We start from the raw sequence: 24,135 nt of genomic DNA on the forward strand, positions 1-24,135 counted from the left end.
GATAGATTAATTTAATTTTTTGATAAGTTCTTCTTCCGTTATAAATCCTAAGTTTTCCCAAACTAACTTTCCATTTTTATAATAGTGTAAAGTAGGAAGCCCTTCAACATTTAATTTTTGAGCTAATTCTGGATTTTTGTCAGTATCTATTTTAATAAGTTTTATTTTTTTTCTTTTGAAACTTTTTCTAAAATAGGAGCTAATTTTTTGCAAGGACCACACCATTTTGCATTAAAATCAACAATACTTATAGGATCTTGTGATAATAATTGATTATACTTTTCAATTGTTAATTTTTCTAATTTAATTTTTTCCTGTTTATTAGATTTTAAGGAAGTATTAGTCTGTCCTAAAAAAGAAAAACTAATTAATAATGTGGCAATTGTGATAGGTAGTCTCATGTTTCGTTTTTTAAATTATAAATTTTTTAATACGTTTAATAATAATTTTTCAGAAATTCGATGTTTATAGTCAGGAGCTATATATTCAAAAATTACTTTATTATCTTCATTTATTACGAACAATGAGGATACAGGTAAGAAATTTTTATTTACCATGTTAGATCCTTTACTAATTACAGATTTATAATTTAGAGGGGCTTCATAAGTAATTCCCATAGCTGTTAATAAATCTCCTTTGCTATCAGAATAAAGAGTATATTTAAGCTTGTCTTTTTCAGAAGTTTTCATTAAAGATTCAGGTGAATCAGGACTGATAGCAATTATTTGATACCCTAATTTAACAATATCATTTTCTACTGCTCCAATATTACCTAAATGTACATTACAATAAGGACACCATCCGCCACGATATACAATTAATACCGTTTTCTTTTTGTTTATAACAGTATGTGTAGAAACAAAACTACTGTCTGTTTTTTGAATTTTTGCATTAGGAAGAGTCTCGCCAATTAAAATTGGACTAATTTCTGTAGCAGAAGTTGCTATATTCTTTTGGCCTAAAAGCGTTAAAGGAAAAAGTAGTAAATAAAAAAATACATTTTTCATAATTCTCTTTATTTTATTGTTATAGTGTAAAATTAAGAGGGTTGAAAAATGTATTTTGTAAGGTAGTTTACAAAAGGCTAAAATTTATTGTAAAAGATTAATATTGGGAATAATAATTTCTTTACGGGTATATAAAATAAGACCTTCTTCTTCTAATTCTATTAATAATTTAGTAGCTGTAGGTCTAGATGTACAAATAATTTGAGCGATATCAGTTTGAGTTAAATAATTCTCTAACGTTATATTATCTCCTTCTTTTTTTCCTTCTTTTTCAGACCAATCTAGTAAAAATGTTTTAAGACGGGTTTTAGCGTCTTTAGACATAAGATTTGAATAATTGTTTTTAATTCTTTTTAGTTTGAGACCTACAAACTTCATGTAACTTAGTGCTAAATCAGGATGTTTGAGCATTAAATTTTCAAAATCAGATAATAAAAAACTACATATTGATACTTCTTCTGTAAGTGCTATTGCTAATTCATTAGATGTTTTATCAGGTTCTAAGGTTAATTCTCCAAAAAGATCTCCTTTTTGTATAATATCCTTTATGGTTTCATTACCTTCTTGATCTATAGCTACAATTTTTATACTTCCTTTTTTTAATAAAAAAACACGAGGTGTTTCAGAATCAGAGAAATAAATAATTTCACCTTTTTTAGCTTTTTTAAAGCCAACGATGATACATAACTGCTTAAGTTGTGACATACTTAAGGTTCTGAAAAGTTTATGATCTCTTAAATACCAATATTTTAATTCTTCATACATATATCTGAGATTGAATGTTAAAATTAAGCAATTGTGTTAGAAAAGTAGAGGGATTAACAAAATTTTGTGTTTATTTTATTTTATTCAATTTAAAAAATGAAGGCTTTATTTTTTTAAAGTAGTAGTATCATAGATCTAATACTTTTTTACTATTAAATGTATTTTTAATTTATTATTACAGATAATTTAAAAGTATTTTATTGCTAAAGATCCTAGATTGTAATTATTTCAAATAAAATAGGGAAGTATAAGAAGGTGTAAAAAAGGAGAAATTATTTTTGTTTTAATTCTTGACAGTTTTTAAAACTGCCAAGAATTAAGAAAATTATTTTAAGATACCAGCACAAGCAATTCGACCTCCAGCATTACCGGTTGGTTGTGTTGTAAAATCATCAACACCTTTATGGATGATTAAACCTTTACCTGTTATATCTCTGGCAGGATCACCGCAACCAATACACCACTCGTCAGTAGCAAAATTCACCACTGCATTGCCATTTGCATCAGCAGTAAAGTTTCCTATATCACCTCTATGGTATTCAGCTTGACCCCATTTACCATGTTTTTTAAAAGTAGGGTTCCAGTGTCCGCCTGTTGAAGTACCATCAGGAGCAGAACAATCTGCTTTTTCATGTAAATGAATAGCATGTTCTCCAGGAGTTAATCCATTCATATTTGCTACCATTGTGATGATACCATTTTTTTCTGAAAATATAGCGGTACCAGTTACTTTACTATCACTTTTTGAAGTAAGTTCAACTTTTATTTCATTTTTAGTAATATGTGAACTTTGACAGCTACCATATATTGCCAACATGAAAAGACTAAATGCAATTGTTTTTTTCATTATTTTAAAGATGTTTATGATTAAAGATTAAAAGTATTTTATTTAATACTTTTAGAATGATTTCCTATTGTAGAAAATAGAAAGGTATCATATTGCAAATTTAAAATATAGAAACAATCATTTTACTGTTAATGATAGTTAAAATTTATATAAATATAAGTTAAACAAAAAGCTATTTAGATTTTTCACCTATAAATTGATCCTTTTGCGATTTGAATAATACATTAAATGTAGTTAATGTACCATAAATACGTGTTATATATTGTTGTAATTCAATTTTTTCAATTTCTTCTAATTTACTAGCATTAATTTTTTGCTCCATTACACGAAGACGATCTCGTAGCATAACAATTTTATGGAAAAAGGTATCAATAGGAATATCTTTTCCTTGTAATCCAGCCTGATTAGGAATTAATTTCATAGTACCACCTTTCCACTTATCACCTATAGCAACGGGCTCACCTAATCCATTCCATTTTTTTAAAATAGATAATAGACTTTGCTCAACATCATAAAAACTAATTGTATCTACTTCGTTGGTGGTTTCTTCAATAATATCAAAAGTACTATCTATTGAAATGGTTTCGAGTCCACTATCAATAAATGTAACCCAATAGTCTTTAGAAGATACATTGGTAATAACTCCCTTACCGTATTGAGGATGATTTATTCTAGATCCGATGCCTAATAATTTCATAATAAATAAATTAAGAATTAATGTGTTACTTTAGCTTGTTTTTGTTAAATATAGAGAAAAGTTTAATAAAAAAAGGCCACTATATAAATTTAGTGACCTTTTTAACCAAACTAATTAAAATTTAAAGGCTTAATAGCAATATCCATTTTCTGCAATCATTTTTGCAGTAATTGTTTCGCGTAATGCTACTACATTTGGCATATTGGTATATTTTGTAAAACGGCGTAATCCCATTAACATCATACGTTGCTCATCTCCTTCAGCAAAAGAAACAATTCCTTCTTTTCCTTTTTGAGAAACGATGTCTACAGCTTGATATAAGTATAATTGCGCCATTGCAATTTGTTCTTTTATATTTTCAGCACCTTTAGCTTTAGCTAATTTTTCTGTACGTAAAATTCCTGATTCAGCCATGTAAATTTCAATTAACATATCTGAAGCAGCCATTAGTAATTGTTGGTGCTTCTCTAAATCTGGACCAAATTTTTGTACAGCAGATCCTGCTACCATTAAAAATGCTTTTTTCAATTTGCCGATTAATTCTTTTTCTTCAGCAAATAATTCTGTGTAATCAGGAATATTGAAATCAGGAATACCCATTAATTCTTCAGCAACTTTCATTGCAGGTCCTAATAAATCCACTTGACCTTTCATCGCTTTTTTGATTAACATACCTACTGATAACATACGGTTGATTTCGTTTGTTCCTTCGTAGATACGTGCAATACGAGCATCTCTCCAAGCTGATTCCATAGGAGTTTCTTCAGAGAATCCCATACCACCAAAAATTTGGATTCCTTCGTCAGTACAGCTTTGTACGTCTTCAGAAACAGCTACTTTTAGGATAGAACATTCAATAGCAAATTCTTCCACTCCTTTTAATTCAGCTTCTTGGTGTGATTTGCCTTCTGCTTCACGTAATTGAATTCTCGTTTCAATATCTTTAGCAGCGCGGTAAGAAGCTGCTTCATCAATATAAGCATTAGTAGCCATATTCGCTAATTTAGCTTGAATAGCACCAAAGTTAGCGATAGGTGTTTTAAATTGGATTCTTTCATTTGCATATTTTACTGCTTCTGTAATCGTACGACGTTGTGCATCTAAACAAGCAGCTGCTAATTTAATACGACCTACGTTTAAAGCATTCATAGCAATTTTAAATCCTTCTCCACGACCTGCTAACATATTTTCAACTGGTACGACTGTATCGTTGAAGAAAACTTGACGAGTAGAAGAAGAACGAATACCTAATTTGTGCTCTTCTTCACCTAAAGTAATTCCGTTAGGATTTGCTGGATCATACTCAACAATAAAACCAGTGATATTTTTATCATCTTCAATACGAGCAAAAACGATCATTAAATTACAGAAACCTGCATTAGAGATCCACATTTTTTGTCCATTGATTTTGTATGTTTTGCCATCAGCAGCTAATTCCGCTTTTGTTTTTCCTGAATTAGCATCTGATCCTGCTCCGGGCTCTGTTAAACAGTAAGCACCAAACCATTCGCCTGAAGCTAATTTAGGTACATATTTTAAACGTTGTTCTTCTGTACCATATAAAGTAATTGGCATAGTACCAATACCGGTGTGTGCACCAAAAGCAGTTGAGAAAGATCCAGTTGCTCCAGAAATGTAATCACAAGTTAGCATAGTAGATACAAATCCCATTCCTAAACCTCCGTAAGCTTCAGGAACTGCTACGCCTAGGAAACCAAGTTCACCTGCTTTACGCATAACTTCTTCAGTATAAGCGTAGTCTTTTTTCTCAAATCTTGGTTTTTGAGCCCATAATTCTTTATCAACGAATTCTTTTATAGAATCACGCATCATGATTTGCTCCTCAGAAAAATCTTCTGGAGTAAAAACGTTTTCACATTTTGTTTCTTTAACAAGGAATTGACCTCCTCTTGTAATATCTTCCATAAGTCTGCCCCCTAACCCCCGAAGGGGGAACTCCTACTAGGGGGTAAGTAGGGTTTTAAATACTTTTTGATTTCTAAAGTGAATTGAAAAAGTTTATGTTATACAATTTTAATGAACGTTTCTATTTGCTCCCCTCCTTTGGAGGGGCTGGAGGAGGCTTATAACACTTCAAATATACCCGCAGTTCCTTGTCCAGTACCTACACACATCGTTACCATTCCGTATTTGTTACCACGACGTTTCATTTCGTCAAATAGCTGAACTGAAAGTTTAGCTCCTGTACAACCTAGAGGGTGACCTAATGCAATAGCTCCTCCATTTATGTTGATGATTTCAGGGTTAAGATCTAATTCACGAATTACAGCTAATGATTGTGCAGCAAAAGCTTCATTTAATTCGAATAATTCGATATCAGAAATTTTTAAACCTGCTTGTTGAACTGCTTTTGGAATTGCTTTTACAGGACCAATCCCCATAATTCTTGGTTCTACACCTGCTGATGCAAAGTTTACTAAACGTGCGATTGGTTCAAGGTTTAATTCTTTTACCATTTCTTCGCTCATGATCAATACGAAAGCAGCACCATCACTCATTTGTGAAGAGTTACCAGCTGTAACGGATCCATCTGCAGCAAATACAGGTCTTAGTCCTGCTAATGCTTCTACAGAAGTTCCTGCACGTGGTCCTTCATCTTTAGTTACTACGTATGATTTTGTTTCTTTTTTACCCGCTTCATTGATAAATGTTTGGTCAACCGTAATAGGAGCAATTTGATTATCAAATTTTCCTTCTGCTTGTGCTTTTAGAGCTTTCATGTGCGATTGATAAGCAAACTCATCTTGATCAGCACGAGAAATGTTGAATTGTTTTGCAACAGCTTCAGCAGTTAAACCCATTCCCCAGTAGTAATCTTCATTACCAGCCGCTGCTACTTTATAATCAGGAGTTGGTTTGTAACCGCCCATTGGGATATAGCTCATACTTTCTGCACCACCAGCAATGATACAATGTGCCATTCCTGATTGGATTTTAGCGGTTGCCATACCAATAGTTTCTAAACCAGATGCACAGTAACGGTTTACAGTTACACCAGGAACGTCAGTTACTTTTAATCCCATTAATGAAATTAAACGACCTACGTTAAGACCTTGCTCAGCCTCTGGCATTGCGTTACCTACCATCACGTCATCAATTCTTGTTTTGTCAAAACCTGGTAACTGTGCCATCATATAATCGATGGTTTCTGCTGCCAGTTCATCAGGTCTTTTAAAACGGAACAGTCCCTTAGGTGCTTTACCTACTGCTGTTCTATATCCTTTTACTATATATGCTGTTTTCATTGTCTTGTTGTTTTTGTATAATGTAAAACTGTAAATTGTATAATGTAATTTGCTATTAAACCTTTAAGGAAGATTGCAATTTTATAATCATGTTTTGTATATGCTGAATTTCAGATTCTAAGAATTTAAAGTCTTCAATTTGTATGAAATTCAAATTTTTACATATTATTAATTGCGTTTCAAATTCGAAAGATGATCCTAAAGCAATTCCAAGAAAATTATTGAAATCTTTTTCCGTTCTTCTTCCACATCCTTCTGCAATGTTTGAAGGAATTGAAATGGCGCATCTTCTCATTTGAGAAGTTAATCCATATACTTCTTCTTTCGGAAATTTTTGAGTTTTAAGATAAGTTTCAGTTACTAAATCAATGGCTTTTTGCCAAACTTTTAATTCTTTAAAGTAATTCATAGCTTTATACAATTTTGCAATATACTTTATACAATTTAGTTACGTAACGGTTTTCCTTTAGTTAACATAAATTGGATACGCTCCAATGTTTTTCTTTCTGTACAAAGAGATAAGAAAGCTTCTCTTTCAAGGTCTAATAAATATTGCTCAGTTACTAAAGTTGGTTCTGATAAATCTCCACCAGCCATTACGTAAGCTAATTTATTTGCGATTTTTTGGTCGTGTTCAGAAATATATTGTCCAGCTACCATTTGGTCAGTACCAACTAAGAACATACCTAAAGCTTGTTTACCTAAAACTTTGATGTCTTTACGACGTACAGGTTGTGTATATCCAGCTTCAGCCATTAATAAAGCGTGTTTTTTAGCTTCTGCAATTTGACGGTCTTTGTTAACTACTACTACGTCTTTACCTTTTTGTAAAATACCTAAATCAAAGGCTTCATACGCAGAAGTCGCTACTTTTGCCATACCAATGGTTAAGAAGTATTCTTGTAAAACGTTTAATTCAACGTCATTTTTACGGAACGTATCAGCAGCACGTAAAGCCATTTCTTTAGAGCCACCTCCACCAGGGATAACACCTACACCAAATTCAACTAAACCGATGTACGTTTCAGCAGCAGCAACTACTTTGTCAGCGTGCATTGAAAGCTCGCAACCACCACCTAAAGTCATTCCGTGAGGAGCTACTACAACTGGAATGGAAGAATAACGAGCACGCATCATCGTGTCTTGGAACATTTTGATTGCTAAGTTTAATTCATCGTATTCTTGCTCAACAGCCATCATAAAGATCATACCGATGTTAGCTCCTACTGAGAAATTAGTTCCTTGGTTACCAATTACTAACCCGTTGTATTCTTTTTCAGCTAAATCGATAGCTTTGTTGATACCTTGTAATACGCCACCGCCTATAGAATTCATTTTTGAATGGAATTCTAAATTTAAAATACCATCACCTAAATGGTGGATAGTACTATCTGCATTACCCCAAACTTTTTTAGATTCTCTAATATTGTTTAAGATAATAAAGGCATCCTGACCAGGAACTTTTACTTGAGATTTAGAAGTTGTATTGTAGTAATTTGTAGCCCCCTCTTTTACTGTATAGAATGAAGTGCTACCAGCAGCTAACATATCCGTTACCCAAGAAGCAGGAGTATAGCCTTCTGTTTGCATCATTTCGATACCTTTTTCAACACCAATAGCATCCCAAATTTCAAATGGACCATTTTCCCATCCAAAACCGGCTTTCATAGCATCGTCAATTTTGTAGAAATCATCAGTAATTTCAGGAACTCTGTTAGATACATAAGCAAACATTGCAGAGAAGTTTTTACGGTAAAATTCACCTGCTTTGTCTGTTCCTTTTACTAATACTTTGAATCTATCGATAGGTTTTTCGATTGTTTTAGTCATTTCAAGTGTTGTAAATGACGCTTTTTTATTTGTACGGTATTCTAATGTATTTAAGTCTAATGATAGAATATCTTTACCTTCTTTTTGTAAAAACCTTGTTTTGTTTTGCTTCCTAACCATTTATTTTCCATCATAGTATTGATGAAATCAGGTAATTTAAATAAATGGTGGGCTTCGTCATTAGGGCAATTCTCATAAATACCATTAGCAACGTGTACTAAAGTATCTAATCCTACTACGTCAACTGTACGGAAAGTAGCTGATTTAGGACGACCGATTACCGGTCCTGTTAATTTATCAACTTCTTCAATAGTTAATCCCATTTCTTTTACTTGATGGAATAAGCTCATGATTCCGAAGATACCAATACGGTTACCAATGAATGCTGGTGTATCTTTAGCTACTACAGAAGTTTTTCCTAAGAATTGTTCACCATAATTATTTAAGAAATCCAATACTTCTTGAGAAGTTTTAGGACCTGGAATAATTTCAAATAATTTTAAATAACGTGCAGGGTTGAAAAAATGTGTTCCGCAGAAATGTTTTTGGAAGTCTTCACTGCGTCCTTCGTTCATGAAATTGATAGGAATACCAGAAGTATTAGAAGTAACAAGAGTTCCTGGTTTTCTGAATGTATCAATTTGTTCAAAAACTGATTTTTTAATGTCTAATCTTTCAACAACTACTTCAATAACCCAATCTACATCTTTAATTTTTGAGATATCATCTGTTAAATTTCCTGTTGTGATACGATCAGCAAATTTCGGGTGATAAATTGGTGAAGGTTTAGATTTTAACGCGTTTGTTAAACTATCATTTACAATTCGGTTTCTTACCACTTTACTTTCTAGTGTTAAACCTTTTTTTTGTTCTGCTTCTGTAAGTTCACGAGGTACAATATCAAGTAGTAAGACTTCTACTCCAATATTAGCAAAATGGCAGGCAATTCCTGAACCCATAATCCCTGAACCAACTACAGCAACTTTTTTAATTGTTCTCTTCATTTTCTAATTACTCTGGTTGATTGAATATTTTTTTATCTTGTATTAATTCATTTATAGTTTCTGAAACTTCAATAAAGTGCACTAGTTTTTCGTCATTAATGTGCTCTTTAATTGTTTCATTAAATTTAAGAACGGTTTGTTTAGATAGCTCTCTTTTTAATCTGCCTTCTTTAGTAAGATAAATGAGAACACCTCTTCCATCTTTAGGGTTTGGCTTCCTTTCAATTAGACCTTTTTCTTCTAATGATTTTAAGGTTCTGGTAAGACTGGTTGCTTCCATTCCCATACGAGCACTTACACTGGTAGAAGGAGTTCCTTCTTCTTTATCTATACTTAAAAGAGCAAAACCAATTGCCATAGAACCCCCATATTTAGCAGCTTCTTCGTTATACATTCTAGAAACGGCTTGCCAAGTAGTTCTAAGCAAATAATCTATTGTTTTATCTTTCATTTGGATTCTAAAATTCAAATATACGAAAAAAATAATATGCGCGCATATTATTTTTTCTTTTTCATGTCGCTTTTTTACAATTTTTAATCATAGAAAAGAAATAATTTTGTCTCAGAAAATAAGTCTAGATTTATAATAGTTTTTAAAATTAAATTAATAAATAGCGGATATGAGTAAAAATGTAACGGTTAAGATAAAAGTTGAGAATCAATACATATCACTTTTTTTAGAAATGGCTAAAATAATGATAGAAAATACAAAAAAAGAAAAAGGTAATATTTCATATACTTTATATAATGAGTATAATGATCAATCTAGTTTTATTTTTGTTGAAGAATTTTTAGATTCAGAAGCTTTTGAATTTCATTTAAATACAGATTATTATAAAGAATTTATAAGAAAATTAACTCCAATGTTAAGACAAGAACCTATTGTGAAATCTTATTTTGATAATAAATAAATTGAAAATGTATATATGGCTAAATGGTCAATAAAACCTTCCATTGAATTACAACCTTATATAGATAGATATTTTTATGATGATAATACATATCATAATAAAGATCCTTTTCCTTTTTTTTTTACCTGGTACAGGTTTAGATCTTTTTTTCATTTTGGTGATAATATTTTTGATTTAAAACCTGAGTTAGGAGACTCATACCTTATTTGTCCAAGACAAATATTAGGTAAAAAAAGTGTGCCAAAAGGAGAATTTATAGCAGTTCGATTTAAATCAGGAATGTTTAGACATTTTTCGACTATACCATATTATGAAATAACGAATCAATTTGTTACCGCTGAAGATATTTGGGGAAATGATTTTAAAGAATTTCAAAAAATATTTTTAGATGAAGAAGCGATATCAGGTAAAATAAAATTGATTGAAAGTTTTCTAATTCAGTTGTTGTTTAATTTTAAAAAACAAGAAATAGTTAACTGGGATTATTTTAATCAAAAAATTTATGAAGAATATAGAGATATAAGAATAACTGATTTATCAGATTATTCAAGTTTTTCAAAACGAACATTTGAGCGAAATTTTAAAGAAAGTTTTGGTGTTAGTCCTAAAGTTTTTCAAAAGCTTGTACGTCTTGAAAAAACAATTAAATCAATTCATCTCTCAGAAGGGAACTTGATAGATTCTCTTGAATTTGGTTATTATGATCAGAGTCATTTTAATAAAGACTTTAAAGAATTTATAGGAATGACACCTAAAGAATATTTTAATAAAAATAATGTTCATTATTATTTTGAAAGTCTTAAATAATAAAAAATAAATTATATAAACTATGAATACAAAAATTTTATTTGTTTTAACAAGTCACAATGTTAAAGGTAGCACAGGAGAAGCAACAGGTTATTATTTATCAGAAGTAAGTCATTGTTGGGAAGTTCTAGTAGATGCTGGTTATGAAGTAGACTTTGTGAGCCCTAAAGGAGGAATTGCTCCTGTTGAAGGGTTTGATCTTGAAGATCCTATTAATGCTAGATTTTGGAATGATGTAACTTATAACCACAAAGTACATAATACTTTAAAACCATCAGAAGTTAATGTAAATGATTATTCTGTTATTGTTTACATTGGAGGTCATGGAACCATGTGGGATTTTGCAGATAATGTTGAATTAGCAGAAATAGCAGCAAAAATTTACGAAAATAACGGTATCGTAGGAGGTATATGTCACGGTCCTTCTGGATTAGTAAATATTAAGCTAAGCAATGGTAAATATTTAGTAGATGGTAAAAAAATAAACTCATTTACAAACGATGAAGAAATTTCTATAAAATTAGAAAATGTAGTTCCTTATATGCTTGAAACTAAATTAGTTGAAAGAGGTGCTATTTTTGAAAAATCTGGTTTATGGGAAAAACATATCACTGTAGATCAAAGAGTTGTTACAGGTCAAAATCCAGCTTCAGCTAAAGGAGTAGGAGAAGCTATACTTCAATTATTGTCTTAATTTTTATCCACTCTCCATAACTCTTGGTATAATATCTTAAAAAAAAATTAAGGTATTATACCTTTTTATTTTAGTAAATACATTATTTATATTCTTACCTAAAAAAATGTAAAAAGAAGCATATCTTTTTAGATTAAAATTGGTTTTATTTTTTTGTTTACGAAATAAAACCAATAATTTTGAGTTTTATTTTTAAAGTAAAAAGATGAAAATTTATAAGTTATTTATTGTTCTTTATTTAAGTTCAGCTAGTGTTTTTTCCCAAATAAAAAAAGATTTAGAAAATCAAACTAACGACAAAGGAGAGCGTATTGGTTTTTGGAAAGGATATTACCAAGGATCGAATAGAATACGTTACGAAGGTAATTTTAAAAACGGTGTAGAAATAGGAGTTTTTAAATATTTTGCTGATAATGATAAAAAAAGTTTAAAAGCCACACGTGAATTTGATGGAAAAGGAGGTGCTTATACTATTTTTTTTGATGAAAATGGATTAAAAGTAAGCGAAGGAAAAGTTGTTAATAAACTACGTCAAGGTATATGGAAGTATTATCATAAAGGTCTAAATGCGGTAATGTGTATTGAAAATTACATAGACGACAGAGTAGAAGGTAATAAAAAAGTATTTTTTACTGATGGTGTGTTAGCAGAAGAAGTAATGTATAAAAACGGCGTTAAGAATGGAATTTCTAAAATATATTCTAAAGGAGGTACTCTAAAAGAAGAAGCTCTATTTTTACAAGGTTTTATGCACGGTGATTATAAAGTCTTTGAAGACAATGGAGTAGTCTTGATTCAAGGACAATACAAAGAAGGTAAGAAAAAGGCCTTTGGAAATATTTTGATTCTAATAAAAATTTAATTAAAGAAATAAATACGGATACAATTAACGGTTACAAGAAGCCTTCATTGATTAAAAAGAAATAATTAACTTTGCAGGCTAAAAATAAAAAACAAATGAAAAGAGTTGTCGTAGGTTTATCAGGTGGAGTAGATTCAAGTGTGGCTGCTTATTTATTAAAAGAGCAAGGCTATGATGTAATTGGACTGTTTATGAAAAACTGGCATGATGATTCTGTAACGATTTCTAACGAATGTCCTTGGCTAGAAGACAGTAATGATGCTTTGTTAGTAGCGCAAAAATTAGGAATTCCTTTTCAAACAGTTGATCTAAGTGAACAGTACAAAGAAAAAATTGTAGATTATATGTTTGCAGAATATGAGAAAGGACGTACACCTAATCCTGACGTATTGTGTAATCGAGAAATTAAATTTGATGTTTTCCTTAAAATAGCCATGTCTTTAGGAGCTGATTATGTAGCTACTGGACATTATTGTCGTAAATCAGAAATTCAAGTAAAAGAACAACCTATTTATCAATTATTAGCAGGTATAGATGGAAATAAAGATCAATCTTATTTTTTATGTCAACTATCTCAAGAACAATTGTCAAAAGCATTATTTCCTATTGGAGAATTAACAAAACCACAAGTAAGAGAAATTGCTGCTAAAATGGAATTAATTACAGCAGAAAAAAAGATTCTCAAGGATTGTGTTTTATTGGAAAAGTTCGTTTACCTGAATTTTTACAACAACAGTTACAACCAAAAGAAGGTTCTGTCTATGAAATTCCTGCTACAAACGAAATTTATAGCTTGCCTAAACCTCAATTCGCTACAGAAGAAGAACGGTTGCAATTTGAGGCTTCTAATATAAAATATACACCTGAAATGGGAAAACTACTAGGAAAACACCAAGGAGCCCATTATTATACAATTGGTCAACGAAAAGGACTCAATATAGGAGGAACTAAAAATCCTTTATTTATAATAGCTACTGATATAGAACATAATGCTATTTATACAGGTCAAGGGAATACTCATCCAGGCTTATTTAAAAAAGCCTTATTTGTAGCTAAAGATGAAATTCATTGGATTCGTACTGATTTAGCTTTAAATGTAGGTCATAAGATGCAAGTAAAAGCACGTATTCGTTATCGTCAAGAACTTAAAAATGCAACCTTACATCAATTTGAATCAGGTATGTATGTAGAATTTGAAGAGCCTATGTCAGCTATAACTCAAGGGCAATTTGTCTCTTGGCATATAGGAGAAGAGCTTATTGGTTCAGGAGTAATAGCTTAATTTGCAAAAACTTTTTTGTGTATATTTGAAATTAAAAGTACACAAAGATCATGATAGAAAAAATTTTAGTTTTTTTGTTTATTTCAAATTTTTTCTTTGCTCAAGAAGAAGAAGCATGTTTTTTTTTAAAAGATAAACCAAATGCTCCTGCTTTTCTATCTGATCCACTTTCAGAATTAACACAGCGTTCCCTAGATAAACCACACGTACAAGGAATCGTTCAAGATGTATCTATAGATAAGCCCTATGTAAATCAAATAACAATGCCTCCTAGGATCATTGTTTTAGTTAAATCAAAATGGTTAAATTATTTACATGTAAGAGGAACACAAGTTGATATGGCTGCTTTATCAAATCTCTCTTTTGTAGATTATGTTCAGTATATTAACCATGTTTTAAATACTAAATTAAATTCTCAAAATAAAACAGTTTTGTTAGAAGGAAAGTTAGCCATGAATACATCAAAAAAGGCATGTAATTATGGTAATTCTGAAACTCAAATTCAGATGTTAAAAGGACATATCTTACATCAACAAAATTATACAGATGCTGGAAAAATCATGGCAATCTTTGATGCTGGTTTTCCTAGTGTAAATACTACAGCTTCCTTTGCAAATTTACGTTACCTAAATTTAATTCTAAGAGGCTATGACTTTGTAACTGATTCTAATTATTTTTATATAGCTCATTTAGATGATACAAGTGTATTATCTATTATAGGAGCTAATACTACTAATTTGATAAAAATTACTTCAGATGTTGTTATAGAAAAGTAATTGGGTCATCTAATTGGGTAGAAGTAACAGAAGAAGCTGATCGTTTAGGAGTAGATGTTATTAATTTTTTCTTAGACAATTTTGATTCTGATACCCCAAATCATAGTTATGAATGTGCACATATGAATAGTAAAACATCTGTTGCTAGTAGAGCAGTAGATACTACTTTTTTAAAAGGAACTAGGTGTGTGATTTCAATAGGTAAAAGAAGCTTGATGTTAGAATCTCATATAAGTACACCAGCAGATGCAAAAAATACGGTTACTGTAAGAGTACTTGATTCCTCTCGTATCTTATCAAGTTATACTAGAATAGGGACTACAGCTGATAATCATATTAAGTCAGATCTTATGGCGATGGGAACTTCTTTTTTTAATTGTGATATGTTTGATAATGTGTTGAAGATAATTTAATTTGAATCAGAAAAATTAAAAATAGAACTAAATTCAACAACGGATAGTATTACTTGTGAAATATTTTTAGATGCTATTAATTCAGAACTAAAAATTTCTACTGATTTAGGGTAATTCGTTCTTAATAACGTTTTGATAAATAATATAATATAGAAAATAAATTTAAGTCATTTAAATCAGGGTATTTACCATGTTATAATACTAAATTCTATAAAAAAGTACAAAGGAAATTAATTAAAAATTAAATATTTTGAATAAAATAACATCACTATTTGGAATTAAATATCCAATTATTCAAGGAGGAATGATTTGGAATTCAGGTTATAAATTAGCTAGTGCTGTAAGCAATGCTGGTGGTTTAGGATTGATAGGAGCAGGTTCTATGTACCCAGATGTTCTTCGTGAGCATATTCAAAAATGTAAGCAGTCTACAGATAAACCTTTCGGGGTAAATGTACCTATGCTTTATCCGAATATAGAAGAGATAATGCAAATAATAGTAGAAGAAGGTGTAAAAATAGTTTTTACTTCAGCAGGAAATCCTAAGACGTGGACTTCTTTCTTGAAAGAAAAAGGAATTATTGTTGTACACGTTGTAAGTAGTACAAAATTTGCTTTAAAAGCACAAGAAGCAGGAGTAGACGCTATAGTGGCAGAAGGTTTTGAAGCAGGAGGACATAACGGACGTGAAGAGTCAACTACTCTTACTTTAATTCCTATGGTTAAAGAACAGATTAGCATTCCACTAATAGCAGCAGGAGGAATTGCTACAGGGCGAGGTATGTTGGCAACGATGATTTTAGGAGCAGATGGAGTACAAATGGGGTCACGATTTGTAGCTTCAGTAGAGAGTTCTGCTCATGAAAATTTTAAACAAACAATAGTTACTACAGAAGAAGGAGGAACACAACTTACTTTGAAAGAATTAGCACCTGTACGTTTAATTAAAAATAAGTTTTATAATGATCTTCAAGAGTTGTATACAAAATCTCCATCAGTTGATGAGTTAAAAGCATTGCTAGGACGTGCAAGAGCAAAACGAGGTATGTTTGAAGGAGATTTGGAAGAAGGTGAGTTAGAAATTGGTCAGATTGCCGGATTAATAAGAGATATAAAGCCAGTTCAAGAAATAATAAATGAAATTATAAAAGAGTTTGAATTTGCCAAAAATGAAATCGTTAGTTTGTAAAATTGTTAGAAAGAGGGATTTATAACCCTCTTTCTAACAATTTTTTCATTCCTTCACTTGCACTTAAAGGAATTATTTCAATAGTATTTTGTAAATTTTTGACACTAGCTGGTTTTGGATCTATATAGTAAATAGGCGTATTTGTTTGTGTATAATGCATCAGTCCAGCTGCTGGATAAACTTGTAAAGAAGTTCCAATAATAATTAAAATATCAGCTTTTTCTAGTATAGGAATTGCTTGGTTTATACCAGGAACAGCTTCACCAAACCAGACAATATGAGGTCTTAGTTGTGATCCGTCTGGAGCTAAATCGCCTAAGTGTAAATCTTCTGTCCAGTTAATTATATAATCACTATTTTTAGTACTTCTTACTTTGGTTAATTCACCATGTAAATGTATGATTTTTGAGCTTCCAGCTCGTTCATGTAAATTGTCTACATTTTGTGTTATAATTTCTACGTCAAACTCTTTTTCTAGTTCTGCTATTATTTCATGTCCTTTGTTTGGATTTACTTCCTTTAATTGAGCCCTTCGCTTATTGTAAAAATCTAAAACTAAAGCGGGGTTTTTTTGCCATCCTTCAGGTGAAGCTACTTCCATGATATCATGGTTTTCCCATAATCCATTAGAATCTCGAAAGGTGCTAATACCACTTTCAGCACTCATGCCAGCTCCTGTTAAAATAACTAGTTTTTTTTTCATTTATATGGGTAATTTTAGGATTATTAAAATAGGCATAGTTATGATTAAAGGTAATTCATAAAACAACCATAACTTTTAATTATTTTTGCCAAGATAATTAAAAACATTTACAATGCAATCTTTATTTCAGGATGAAAAATATTTAGAATATTTAGAAACATTTATAACAGAAAATAGAAAGGAAGGCTTTAAGAAGATTTTAGCAAATAGAACTAAACATTTTACTGTAGTTTGTGAAGACGTTTATCAATTACATAATACCAGTGCTGTTATGAGAAGTTGTGAAGTTTTTGGTATTCAAGAATTAAATGTTGTAGAACAACGTTTTGGAAAAAGAATTGATAAAGAAATTGCCCTTGGAGCAGAAAAATGGGTAGATATCAAGCGTTTTTCTAATAATCAAGATTGTATGAATGATTTGAGAGCAAGAGGATATCAAATTATAGCAACTACCCCACATGAAAAAGATAATGTCTTAGAAGATTTTGATATATCTAAACCATCAGCAATTTATTTTGGTACAGAAAGAGTAGGAATTTCAGAAGAAGTTATAAAAAGGCAGATGGATTTTTGAAAATTCCAATGGTTGGATTTACAGAAAGTTTAAATATATCTGTATCAGCTGCTATTATTATACAAAGTTTAACAAATCGATTACGTCATTCTAATCTACAATGGCATTTATCAGATGCTGAGTTTTTAGAAAAAAGGATAGATTGGGCTCGTAAATCAATTAAAGATATTGATTTTATAACTCAAAAATATTTAGAGCAAGTCTAAATTAAAAACCTTTTTAGAAGTTAAATAAAAAACAAAAAGTTAAAATATTTTTTTAAACAAAGTCTGTTATACATATAATAATATTAATTATTCCTAGTAAAAGATTAAGATAAAAGTACTTGAAAAGTCGTTTTTTATGTTTTTAAAATGACTTTTTAGTACAGGATAAAAAAATTGAATTACTTTTGTATGAAATAGATATGAAGCCTCAAACAAATGAAAAAAAGATTATATAGTTTTATATTTTTTAAATTAATGGGATGGAAAATAGTAGGAGACTACCAGTCCTGTATGATTGATATAAAAAAAAGTGTGATGCCTGTAGTACCTCATACTAGTTGGCATGATTTTTATATAGGTTTATTAACTAGAGGTTCATTAGGTATTAATATTAACTTTGTTGCTAAAAAGAACTTTTTTCTTTTCCTTTTGGTTATTATTTTAAATGGGTAGGAGGAGAGCCTTTAAATCGTTTTAAAAATGAAAATAAAGTGGATGCAATAGCTAAAATTTTTTCTCAAAAAGAAGAGTTTAGATTATCTATTTCACCCGAAGGTACAAGAAAGAAAGTATCAGAATGGAGAACAGGATTTTATTATATAGCTTTAAAAGCAAATGTTCCAATTGTTCCAATTGGTTTTGATTGGAAAAATAAACAAGTTATTGCTTTTCCTAAAATAGTTCCTTCAGGAGATCAACAAAAAGATTTCGCTATTTTAGAAAGCTATTTTAATGGGGTAATAGGTAAAGTACCCGAATATAGTTTTACCAAGTAGTATTTCATTTCAAAATTATATACGAAAGAAATTACAGCTACCCAACTTTGTTAATTTGATTTTTACATTGCCTTTTTATTAATAAAGGGAAAAGTTTTTTTTAAGATATTAATGTTTTAAAAAAATAAGCTTTTTTCAAGGGGAAACTACGTAATTATTTTAATCAATTTTTAATTAATTTGATCAAACAAATGAAAGACTATTTAGATTATAAAGAAAAAAGTATTTCTGGACGTTATCTAACAAACGTACATTTAGAAAAAATATTAGAAAAATTAAGTTTAAATTTTCAAAAAGCAGTTTTAGGTCAATCAGTTCAAGGACGTTCTGTTTATTCTGTTAAGTTTGGAACAGGACCTACAAAAATATTTATGTGGTCACAAATGCATGGAAATGAATCGACTACTACAAAAGCCTTGTTTGATTTTTTTCAATTTTTTAGATACAGATAATTTATTAGCTAAAAAAATAGCAACGTCATGTACTCTTTTTATTATTCCTATAGTTAATCCTGATGGAGCTGCTGTTTATACAAGAGTAAATGCTAATCAAGTAGATTTAAACAGGGATTCAGTACAATTAACTCAACCAGAATCACAAATTTTACGAAAAGTATTTGAAGAATTTAAACCTGATTTTTGCTTTAATTTACATGATCAACGTACTATTTTTGGCGTTGGAGATTCAGGTATGCCAGCAACGGTTTCTTTCTTAGCCCCTTCCTTTAACGAAGCTTGTGAATATAATGAATGTAGATTACGAGCTGTAAGTGTTATTTTGGCAATAAATGAGGAATTACAAAAATATATACCTAATCAAATTGGTAGATTTGATGATGCTTTTAATTTAAATTGCATAGGAGATTATTTTCAGTCGTCAGGTGTTCCTACTATTTTATTTGAAGCAGGCCATTTTCAAAATGATTATGAAAGAGAAGAAACTAGAAAGTATGTTTTTATTTCGTACATCAGAGCATTACAACATATCATTTCTCAAAAAGAAGACGATGTGAATTTAAATGAATATTTGAATATTCCGCAAAATAAAATCAATTTTTATGACTTTATTTATAAAAATGTTAGGTTAAAAGAGGATTCTTTAGATATTATTACTAAATTTGCATCCCACTATAAAGAAGTCCTTTTTCAAGAAAAGGTCCATTTTGAAGCAGAGATCGTAAAAATTGGAGATCTAGAAAGAAGTTTCGCGCATCAAGTTTATGACTTAGAAGGCGGACTTTATCAAGATGAATTTGGGAACTATCCCAAATTAGAAAAAAATACTAACTTTTCTGTAAACATTAACAATATTTTTGTGAATGGTCTACGTAAAAAGTAATATTTTAGAGATATTTTTAAACAAAAACTAAAAAAATAAAACACAAACAAAGAAATAATTATATGAGTAAGTTTAAATTAGATGAGGTTGATCATCAGATTCTTGATATGTTAATTGATAATACGAGAATACCATTTACAGACATTGCAAAAAAACTTTTAATTTCAGCAGGAACTGTCCATGTACGTGTTAAAAAATTAGAAGATGCAGGTATTATTCAAGGATCCTCACTAACGTTGGACTATGAAAAATTAGGTTATTCATTTATTGCCTATGTTGGAGTATTTTTAAATAATACATCGCAAACTAAGTTTGTTTTAGAAAGAATTAATGAAATACCTTTTGTCACAGTTGCACACGTAACTACAGGTAAGTTTAATATCTTTTGTAAAATTAGAGCAAAAGATACAAAACATGCTAAAGAAGTAATCTATATGATTGATGATATAGATGGAGTATACAGAACAGAAACAATGATCTCTCTAGAAGAAAGTATTAATGATAAAAAAGATTAATGCACACAATCTTTAGAGAAATGTAAAAGTGGATAGATTTAACTATTTTTGCTTAAGATCTAATTTTATGTGGCATAGTATTAGAAATGTAAAATTTAAGAGTGTTGGAATATTAATTTCAATACTCTTTTTTGTTGGAATATATGCGTTTTTAATTGTATTTTCATAACCTAATTTCTTATTGCGAAGTATGTCGAAAAAGGCAAAATAAATTGGACTACTCGATTGTTCGATTGATTTCCAGAGTGGAAAGCTAAAAGCCATCGAACATCACCTTACAAGAGTTACTGTCACACCGCGCAAGAATTCAACCTTTTCAGGGAGAAAACGATCCCGAAATACCCCCCTTTAAAGGTTCCAATCCCGAAAAAAGAAAACAATTTGGCGAATTTGTCTTAACACTTCAACCTAGGGGTACGATTATTAATGAGACGCTTGAAAGAGAATTATGATGTAAAAAAAGGCATTGGTAATAACTAATTTAATTAGGCTTAATAGTAATTAGATTTGGTTTAATACTAATTAAATCAGGCTTATTACTTATTTAATTTGGTTTATTAATTATTTAATTAGGTTTAGTGCTAACTTAATTAGGTCTAATACTTTTTGATTAGGCGGAATAGCTTTTAGCGTATAATCATTTTTCTAGTTGATAACGATAGTTTGATAAAAAAATTCTCTAGGTTATAAGCGCTTTACAAGTCTAGCTGCGGTAACCTTTCAAAGTCTGCAACTGCTTTAACCGCTTTCAGAGTCTCTGACTGCTGAAAGGGTTACTCACAGATTTGTCCCTCGAAAATAGCAAAAAGAAAATCAAAAACTAGAGTTAAGTAAGGATAAATAAGATATTGAAAACTCGTTGATTTCCCTTGCTAGGGCGAGCTTCTAGCGATAAGTGTTCGAAACCTTAAATTTTATAATTTTACAAGAAACTATGCAAGTTTCGGAAGTGTTAAATTATATTCCAAAAGAGGAATTAGAAAGATTATCATTAAAGTACAAGGTTGATTACCAAGTTAAAAAGCTCAATGGGCAAACGATGTTTCAACTTTTACTTTTTTCAATGCTAAATGTAAAAAATAATAGCCTGAGGGTTATGGAGGAATTTTATCATTCATTAGCATTTAAAAGTATTGCAAACAATAGTTTTGACGGAGTAAAATACAATTCGATAAGAGACCGATTAGTTACTATAAATCCGTGTTATTTCGAAGCAATTTTCAAAAGTTGCTTGAAACAATTTCAAAATAAATATCTTAATAAAAAGCACAACATCATTGCTTTCGACTCTACTTTAGTCAGTATTTCTTCTAAATTATTTGAAGAAGGAATGCAGATTAACAAACAAGGAGATAAAAGATTTGTGAAATTTAGTATGGCTTTTTCGAATGTTCCTATACACTCAAAGATATTTACAGAACAAGCTTTCGTTTCTGAAGATTTTGCTTTAAAAGATTTGATAAATGAATGTCCCCTAAGTCCAGAAAATATATTGGTCTTTGACCGCGGACTTCAGGCAAGAAGTGCATTTGAAAGTTTTAATAACCAGAATTTTATTTTTGTTACTCGTCTTAATAATTATACTCGATTTGATATAGTTGAGGAATTTAAAATAGTTCAAAACGAAACAGAAAGATTATATATTGAAAGAGATTTGAAGGTCATATTGTTTGATAAACGAAATAAAAAAACAACTTCATTTTTAAGGTTAATCATTGCAAGAGAAAAGGAAAGTAATGAAATATTCTATTTTTTAAGTAATAGTAATGACCTGACTTCTAAAGAGATTGTCGATATTTACAAAAAGCGATGGGAGATTGAAGTGTTTTTTAAATTTATAAAACAAAACTTAAACTTTAGTCATTTGATTTCTAGGAATCTAAACGGAATAAAGGTTGTTATGTATATGACTTTGATAATGGCGATCCTTTTGACAGTTTATAAAAAACTAAACAATCTAAAAGGGTACAAAATACCAAAACTAAAATTTGCTAACGAGTTAGAAGTATTAATCATCAAAGATATTGTGGAAAAATGCGGTGGAAACCCAAATCAAGTTGAGGATATTTTCAAACCAAAATAGGGTTTCGAACACTTATGGCTGGAAGCTCGCGCTAGCTGAGGAATATCTTTATATTGAACAAACTATTTTACTTTTGGTAACTCAAAGTCAGGAACTTTTGCTAAGCTGAGTAAAAAACCGGCAGTATAACACAAACTGTGTAAGTTAAAAAGTTATTCTGAAAAATTAGCTCGCTTAAAAGAGCTAAAATTTTTCGGAAATAACTTTTTAACGTTTTATATATTTACATAGTTATGATAGACAAAGAAGACTTATTAAACAACAAGGATTTTTTTAAATCCTTTAAAAATGGAGAAGATTTATCTTCCTTTTTTAAGCAAATGCATAAACGAGCAGTAGAACACATGCTCAATGCCGAACTAGATGCTCACTTAGATACCGAAAAACATCAAAAAACCTCTGACGGCAATTATCGTAATGGTCATGGAACCAAGAAGATTAAGACTTCCTTTGGAGAAGATCAAATTAAAGTCCCAAGAGATAGAGAAGGTAGTTTTGAACCTGTTTTAGTCCCTAAAAGACATAATATTATTGATGGTTTAGAGAATGTTATCATTTCATTTTATGCTAAAGGAATGAGTGTTAGTGATATTGAAGAGCAAATCAAAGAAATGTATAATTTTGACATTTCAACTTCTACCATTTCAAGAATTACTAATGCAGTAGCAAGTGAGATAGTAACCTGGCAAAACAGACCATTAGATGAAGTTTACTTAATTGTTTGGATGGATGGAATTGTTTTCAAAGTTCGTGAAAACTCAAAAGTAATCAATAAAACTATCTATTTAGCAGTAGGACTTAATCATGAAGGACGAAAAGAAGTTCTTGGTATGTGGTTAGGTAAGAATGAAAGTTCAAGCTTCTGGATGAGTGTTTTAACCGATTTAAAAGCCCGCGGAGTGGAAGATATTTTAATAACGGCTACCGATAATTTAAACGGATTTACTCAAACCATACGTTCTGTTTTTCCTGAATCACAAACACAGATTTGTGTGGTTCACCAAATAAGAAATGCTTGTAGATATGTCGTATGGAAAGATAAAAAGCAATTTACAACCGACATGAAACTAGTCTATACAGCACCAACAAAACAAGCCGCCGAGTTAGCTCTAGAAGATTTTGCTCAAAAATGGGAATCTAAATATGGATATGCTATCAAATCTTGGAGGGAAAATTGGGACGAATTAACCATCTTTTTTGACTTCCCGTTAGAAATCCGCAAAATTATTTATACCACAAATTTAATTGAAAATCTTAATGGGAAAATTCGCAAGTACACCAAAAACAAAATGTCGTTTCCAACAGATGAGGCGGTAATAAAATCGGTTTACCTTGCCTTAAAAGAAGCAACTAAAAAATGGTCGATGCCAATACAAAATTGGGGTATTGTTTTAAACCAATTTAATCTTATATTTGAAAAAAGGCTCAGATTATAAAATCCAAGCCTAAACTTTTTAACTTACACACTTTGTAGGATAGTGTCAAAAAACCTAGCACTATAACTTTAAAATGTACTTTTCTTCTAATAATATTCAAAGTATAATAATTTGAATTCAGAAAATCATAGTATCTTCCCGCTTTAAAAAACAA

The 24,135-nt window shown here is 30.4% G+C and carries 21 protein-coding genes and 6 pseudogenes; 16 read left to right on the forward strand and 11 right to left on the reverse strand.

All coding sequences use genetic code 11. The features are described from left to right. Positions 1 to 6 precede the first annotated feature (6 nt). From JJC03_RS19275 to JJC03_RS13695, 10 genes and pseudogenes are all read right to left on the reverse strand, one after another. Positions 7 to 401: pseudogene (locus JJC03_RS19275) on the reverse strand (thioredoxin family protein). A 15-nt stretch (positions 402 to 416) separates the two neighbouring features. Further along, complete coding sequence (locus tag JJC03_RS13655) at positions 417 to 1,007, reverse strand: redoxin domain-containing protein (RefSeq protein ID WP_088398573.1); 591 nt, start codon at positions 1,005 to 1,007, stop codon at positions 417 to 419. A gap of 84 nt (positions 1,008 to 1,091) precedes the next feature. Continuing rightward, the gene (locus tag JJC03_RS13660; RefSeq protein ID WP_088398574.1) at positions 1,092 to 1,772 is read right to left on the reverse strand and encodes a Crp/Fnr family transcriptional regulator; all 681 of its coding nucleotides are present in this window, start codon (positions 1,770 to 1,772) and stop codon (positions 1,092 to 1,094) included. A gap of 325 nt (positions 1,773 to 2,097) precedes the next feature. Further along, entirely contained in the window at positions 2,098 to 2,619 is a 522-nt protein-coding gene (locus JJC03_RS13665; protein ID WP_088398575.1) for a superoxide dismutase family protein, read from the reverse strand. A 172-nt stretch (positions 2,620 to 2,791) separates the two neighbouring features. Continuing rightward, positions 2,792 to 3,316 (reverse strand): DUF8685 domain-containing protein, encoded by a 525-nt coding sequence (locus JJC03_RS13670; RefSeq protein ID WP_088445063.1) that lies wholly within the window; start codon positions 3,314 to 3,316, stop codon positions 2,792 to 2,794. Positions 3,317 to 3,445: 129 nt separating this feature from the next. Then, entirely contained in the window at positions 3,446 to 5,242 is a 1,797-nt protein-coding gene (locus tag JJC03_RS13675) for an acyl-CoA dehydrogenase FadE (protein ID WP_088398577.1), read from the reverse strand. Positions 5,243 to 5,400: 158 nt separating this feature from the next. Beyond that, on the reverse strand, positions 5,401 to 6,582 hold the full coding sequence (locus JJC03_RS13680) for an acetyl-CoA C-acyltransferase (RefSeq protein ID WP_235873490.1): 1,182 nt from the start codon (positions 6,580 to 6,582) through the stop codon (positions 5,401 to 5,403). 55 nt (positions 6,583 to 6,637) lie between these two features. Further along, positions 6,638 to 6,991 carry a four helix bundle protein gene (locus tag JJC03_RS13685; RefSeq protein WP_088398579.1) on the reverse strand — a complete coding sequence of 118 codons (354 nt, stop codon included), beginning with the start codon at positions 6,989 to 6,991 and terminating at the stop codon, positions 6,638 to 6,640. Between the two features lie 35 nt (positions 6,992 to 7,026). Further along, a pseudogene (locus JJC03_RS13690) lies at positions 7,027 to 9,416 on the reverse strand (3-hydroxyacyl-CoA dehydrogenase/enoyl-CoA hydratase family protein). Between the two features lie 7 nt (positions 9,417 to 9,423). Beyond that, positions 9,424 to 9,867 (reverse strand): MarR family winged helix-turn-helix transcriptional regulator, encoded by a 444-nt coding sequence (locus tag JJC03_RS13695; RefSeq protein ID WP_088398606.1) that lies wholly within the window; start codon positions 9,865 to 9,867, stop codon positions 9,424 to 9,426. A 169-nt stretch (positions 9,868 to 10,036) separates the two neighbouring features. Here JJC03_RS13695 and JJC03_RS13700 point away from each other — a divergent pair, with 169 nt between their 5' ends. From JJC03_RS13700 to JJC03_RS13735, 9 genes and pseudogenes are all read left to right on the forward strand, one after another. Further along, a complete protein-coding gene (locus JJC03_RS13700) occupies positions 10,037 to 10,327 on the forward strand; it encodes a putative quinol monooxygenase (protein ID WP_088398581.1) in 291 nt (96 codons plus the stop codon). Positions 10,328 to 10,342: 15 nt separating this feature from the next. Beyond that, entirely contained in the window at positions 10,343 to 11,134 is a 792-nt protein-coding gene (locus JJC03_RS13705) for a helix-turn-helix domain-containing protein (protein ID WP_235873491.1), read from the forward strand. Between the two features lie 22 nt (positions 11,135 to 11,156). After that, a complete protein-coding gene (locus JJC03_RS13710) occupies positions 11,157 to 11,828 on the forward strand; it encodes a type 1 glutamine amidotransferase domain-containing protein (RefSeq protein ID WP_088398583.1) in 672 nt (223 codons plus the stop codon). A gap of 205 nt (positions 11,829 to 12,033) precedes the next feature. Further along, positions 12,034 to 12,690: a toxin-antitoxin system YwqK family antitoxin gene (locus JJC03_RS13715; protein ID WP_258931920.1), complete on the forward strand. Its 657-nt coding sequence runs from the start codon at positions 12,034 to 12,036 to the stop codon at positions 12,688 to 12,690. 95 nt (positions 12,691 to 12,785) lie between these two features. Then, a complete protein-coding gene (gene mnmA / locus JJC03_RS18160; protein WP_258931922.1) occupies positions 12,786 to 13,544 on the forward strand; it encodes a tRNA 2-thiouridine(34) synthase MnmA in 759 nt (252 codons plus the stop codon). Between the two features lie 2 nt (positions 13,545 to 13,546). Continuing rightward, positions 13,547 to 13,972, forward strand: a pseudogene (locus JJC03_RS18165) (tRNA methyl transferase PRC-barrel domain-containing protein); the annotation flags it as partial. Between the two features lie 50 nt (positions 13,973 to 14,022). After that, a complete protein-coding gene (locus tag JJC03_RS13725; RefSeq protein WP_235873492.1) occupies positions 14,023 to 14,748 on the forward strand; it encodes a S8/S53 family peptidase in 726 nt (241 codons plus the stop codon). A 122-nt stretch (positions 14,749 to 14,870) separates the two neighbouring features. Further along, positions 14,871 to 15,161 carry a S8 family serine peptidase gene (locus tag JJC03_RS13730; protein WP_235873493.1) on the forward strand — a complete coding sequence of 97 codons (291 nt, stop codon included), beginning with the start codon at positions 14,871 to 14,873 and terminating at the stop codon, positions 15,159 to 15,161. A gap of 250 nt (positions 15,162 to 15,411) precedes the next feature. Further along, positions 15,412 to 16,350: an NAD(P)H-dependent flavin oxidoreductase gene (locus tag JJC03_RS13735; RefSeq protein WP_088398587.1), complete on the forward strand. Its 939-nt coding sequence runs from the start codon at positions 15,412 to 15,414 to the stop codon at positions 16,348 to 16,350. A gap of 19 nt (positions 16,351 to 16,369) precedes the next feature. Here JJC03_RS13735 and JJC03_RS13740 read toward each other — a convergent pair whose 3' ends face one another. Beyond that, positions 16,370 to 17,053 carry an SIR2 family NAD-dependent protein deacylase gene (locus JJC03_RS13740; RefSeq protein WP_088398588.1) on the reverse strand — a complete coding sequence of 228 codons (684 nt, stop codon included), beginning with the start codon at positions 17,051 to 17,053 and terminating at the stop codon, positions 16,370 to 16,372. 112 nt (positions 17,054 to 17,165) lie between these two features. On the opposite strand from JJC03_RS13740, the pseudogene JJC03_RS13745 reads away from it, so the two are divergent. From JJC03_RS13745 to JJC03_RS13770, 7 genes and pseudogenes are all read left to right on the forward strand, one after another. Then, positions 17,166 to 17,833, forward strand: a pseudogene (locus JJC03_RS13745) (TrmH family RNA methyltransferase). Between the two features lie 216 nt (positions 17,834 to 18,049). Then, a pseudogene (locus JJC03_RS13750) lies at positions 18,050 to 18,609 on the forward strand (1-acyl-sn-glycerol-3-phosphate acyltransferase). A gap of 191 nt (positions 18,610 to 18,800) precedes the next feature. After that, positions 18,801 to 19,061 carry a M14 family zinc carboxypeptidase gene (locus tag JJC03_RS18920; protein ID WP_309597667.1) on the forward strand — a complete coding sequence of 87 codons (261 nt, stop codon included), beginning with the start codon at positions 18,801 to 18,803 and terminating at the stop codon, positions 19,059 to 19,061. Beyond that, positions 19,030 to 19,947 carry a M14 family metallopeptidase gene (locus JJC03_RS13755; protein ID WP_309597668.1) on the forward strand — a complete coding sequence of 306 codons (918 nt, stop codon included), beginning with the start codon at positions 19,030 to 19,032 and terminating at the stop codon, positions 19,945 to 19,947. The genes JJC03_RS18920 and JJC03_RS13755 overlap by 32 nt, the downstream gene beginning before the upstream one ends. 62 nt (positions 19,948 to 20,009) lie before the next feature. Beyond that, positions 20,010 to 20,488, forward strand: a pseudogene (locus JJC03_RS13760) (Lrp/AsnC family transcriptional regulator). 908 nt (positions 20,489 to 21,396) lie between these two features. Further along, a complete protein-coding gene (locus JJC03_RS13765; RefSeq protein ID WP_235873494.1) occupies positions 21,397 to 22,545 on the forward strand; it encodes an IS4 family transposase in 1,149 nt (382 codons plus the stop codon). 233 nt (positions 22,546 to 22,778) lie between these two features. Beyond that, a complete protein-coding gene (locus JJC03_RS13770) occupies positions 22,779 to 23,981 on the forward strand; it encodes an IS256 family transposase (protein ID WP_088401338.1) in 1,203 nt (400 codons plus the stop codon). Positions 23,982 to 24,135: the final 154 nt, after the last annotated feature.

The organism is Flavobacterium oreochromis, from assembly GCF_019565455.1.
In the GTDB taxonomy this organism is placed as follows: Bacteria; Bacteroidota; Bacteroidia; order Flavobacteriales; family Flavobacteriaceae; genus Flavobacterium; species Flavobacterium oreochromis.

What these genes read in the sequence shown, in the direction of transcription:
- JJC03_RS13655 (WP_088398573.1), bottom strand. Translation starts at nt 1,007, where the DNA reads ATGAAAAATGTATTTTTTTATTTACTACTTTTTCCTTTAACGCTTTTA.
- JJC03_RS13660 (WP_088398574.1), bottom strand. Translation starts at nt 1,772, where the DNA reads ATGTATGAAGAATTAAAATATTGGTATTTAAGAGATCATAAACTTTTC.
- JJC03_RS13665 (WP_088398575.1), bottom strand. Translation starts at nt 2,619, where the DNA reads ATGAAAAAAACAATTGCATTTAGTCTTTTCATGTTGGCAATATATGGT.
- JJC03_RS13670 (WP_088445063.1), bottom strand. Translation starts at nt 3,316, where the DNA reads ATGAAATTATTAGGCATCGGATCTAGAATAAATCATCCTCAATACGGT.
- JJC03_RS13675 (WP_088398577.1), bottom strand. Translation starts at nt 5,242, where the DNA reads ATGGAAGATATTACAAGAGGAGGTCAATTCCTTGTTAAAGAAACAAAA.
- JJC03_RS13680 (WP_235873490.1), bottom strand. Translation starts at nt 6,582, where the DNA reads ATGAAAACAGCATATATAGTAAAAGGATATAGAACAGCAGTAGGTAAA.
- JJC03_RS13685 (WP_088398579.1), bottom strand. Translation starts at nt 6,991, where the DNA reads ATGAATTACTTTAAAGAATTAAAAGTTTGGCAAAAAGCCATTGATTTA.
- JJC03_RS13695 (WP_088398606.1), bottom strand. Translation starts at nt 9,867, where the DNA reads ATGAAAGATAAAACAATAGATTATTTGCTTAGAACTACTTGGCAAGCC.
- JJC03_RS13700 (WP_088398581.1), top strand. Translation starts at nt 10,037, where the DNA reads ATGAGTAAAAATGTAACGGTTAAGATAAAAGTTGAGAATCAATACATA.
- JJC03_RS13705 (WP_235873491.1), top strand. Translation starts at nt 10,343, where the DNA reads ATGGCTAAATGGTCAATAAAACCTTCCATTGAATTACAACCTTATATA.
- JJC03_RS13710 (WP_088398583.1), top strand. Translation starts at nt 11,157, where the DNA reads ATGAATACAAAAATTTTATTTGTTTTAACAAGTCACAATGTTAAAGGT.
- JJC03_RS13715 (WP_258931920.1), top strand. Translation starts at nt 12,034, where the DNA reads ATGAAAATTTATAAGTTATTTATTGTTCTTTATTTAAGTTCAGCTAGT.
- mnmA (WP_258931922.1), top strand. Translation starts at nt 12,786, where the DNA reads ATGAAAAGAGTTGTCGTAGGTTTATCAGGTGGAGTAGATTCAAGTGTG.
- JJC03_RS13725 (WP_235873492.1), top strand. Translation starts at nt 14,023, where the DNA reads ATGATAGAAAAAATTTTAGTTTTTTTGTTTATTTCAAATTTTTTCTTT.
- JJC03_RS13730 (WP_235873493.1), top strand. Translation starts at nt 14,871, where the DNA reads ATGAATAGTAAAACATCTGTTGCTAGTAGAGCAGTAGATACTACTTTT.
- JJC03_RS13740 (WP_088398588.1), bottom strand. Translation starts at nt 17,053, where the DNA reads ATGAAAAAAAAACTAGTTATTTTAACAGGAGCTGGCATGAGTGCTGAA.
- JJC03_RS18920 (WP_309597667.1), top strand. Translation starts at nt 18,801, where the DNA reads ATGAAAGACTATTTAGATTATAAAGAAAAAAGTATTTCTGGACGTTAT.
- JJC03_RS13765 (WP_235873494.1), top strand. Translation starts at nt 21,397, where the DNA reads ATGCAAGTTTCGGAAGTGTTAAATTATATTCCAAAAGAGGAATTAGAA.
- JJC03_RS13770 (WP_088401338.1), top strand. Translation starts at nt 22,779, where the DNA reads ATGATAGACAAAGAAGACTTATTAAACAACAAGGATTTTTTTAAATCC.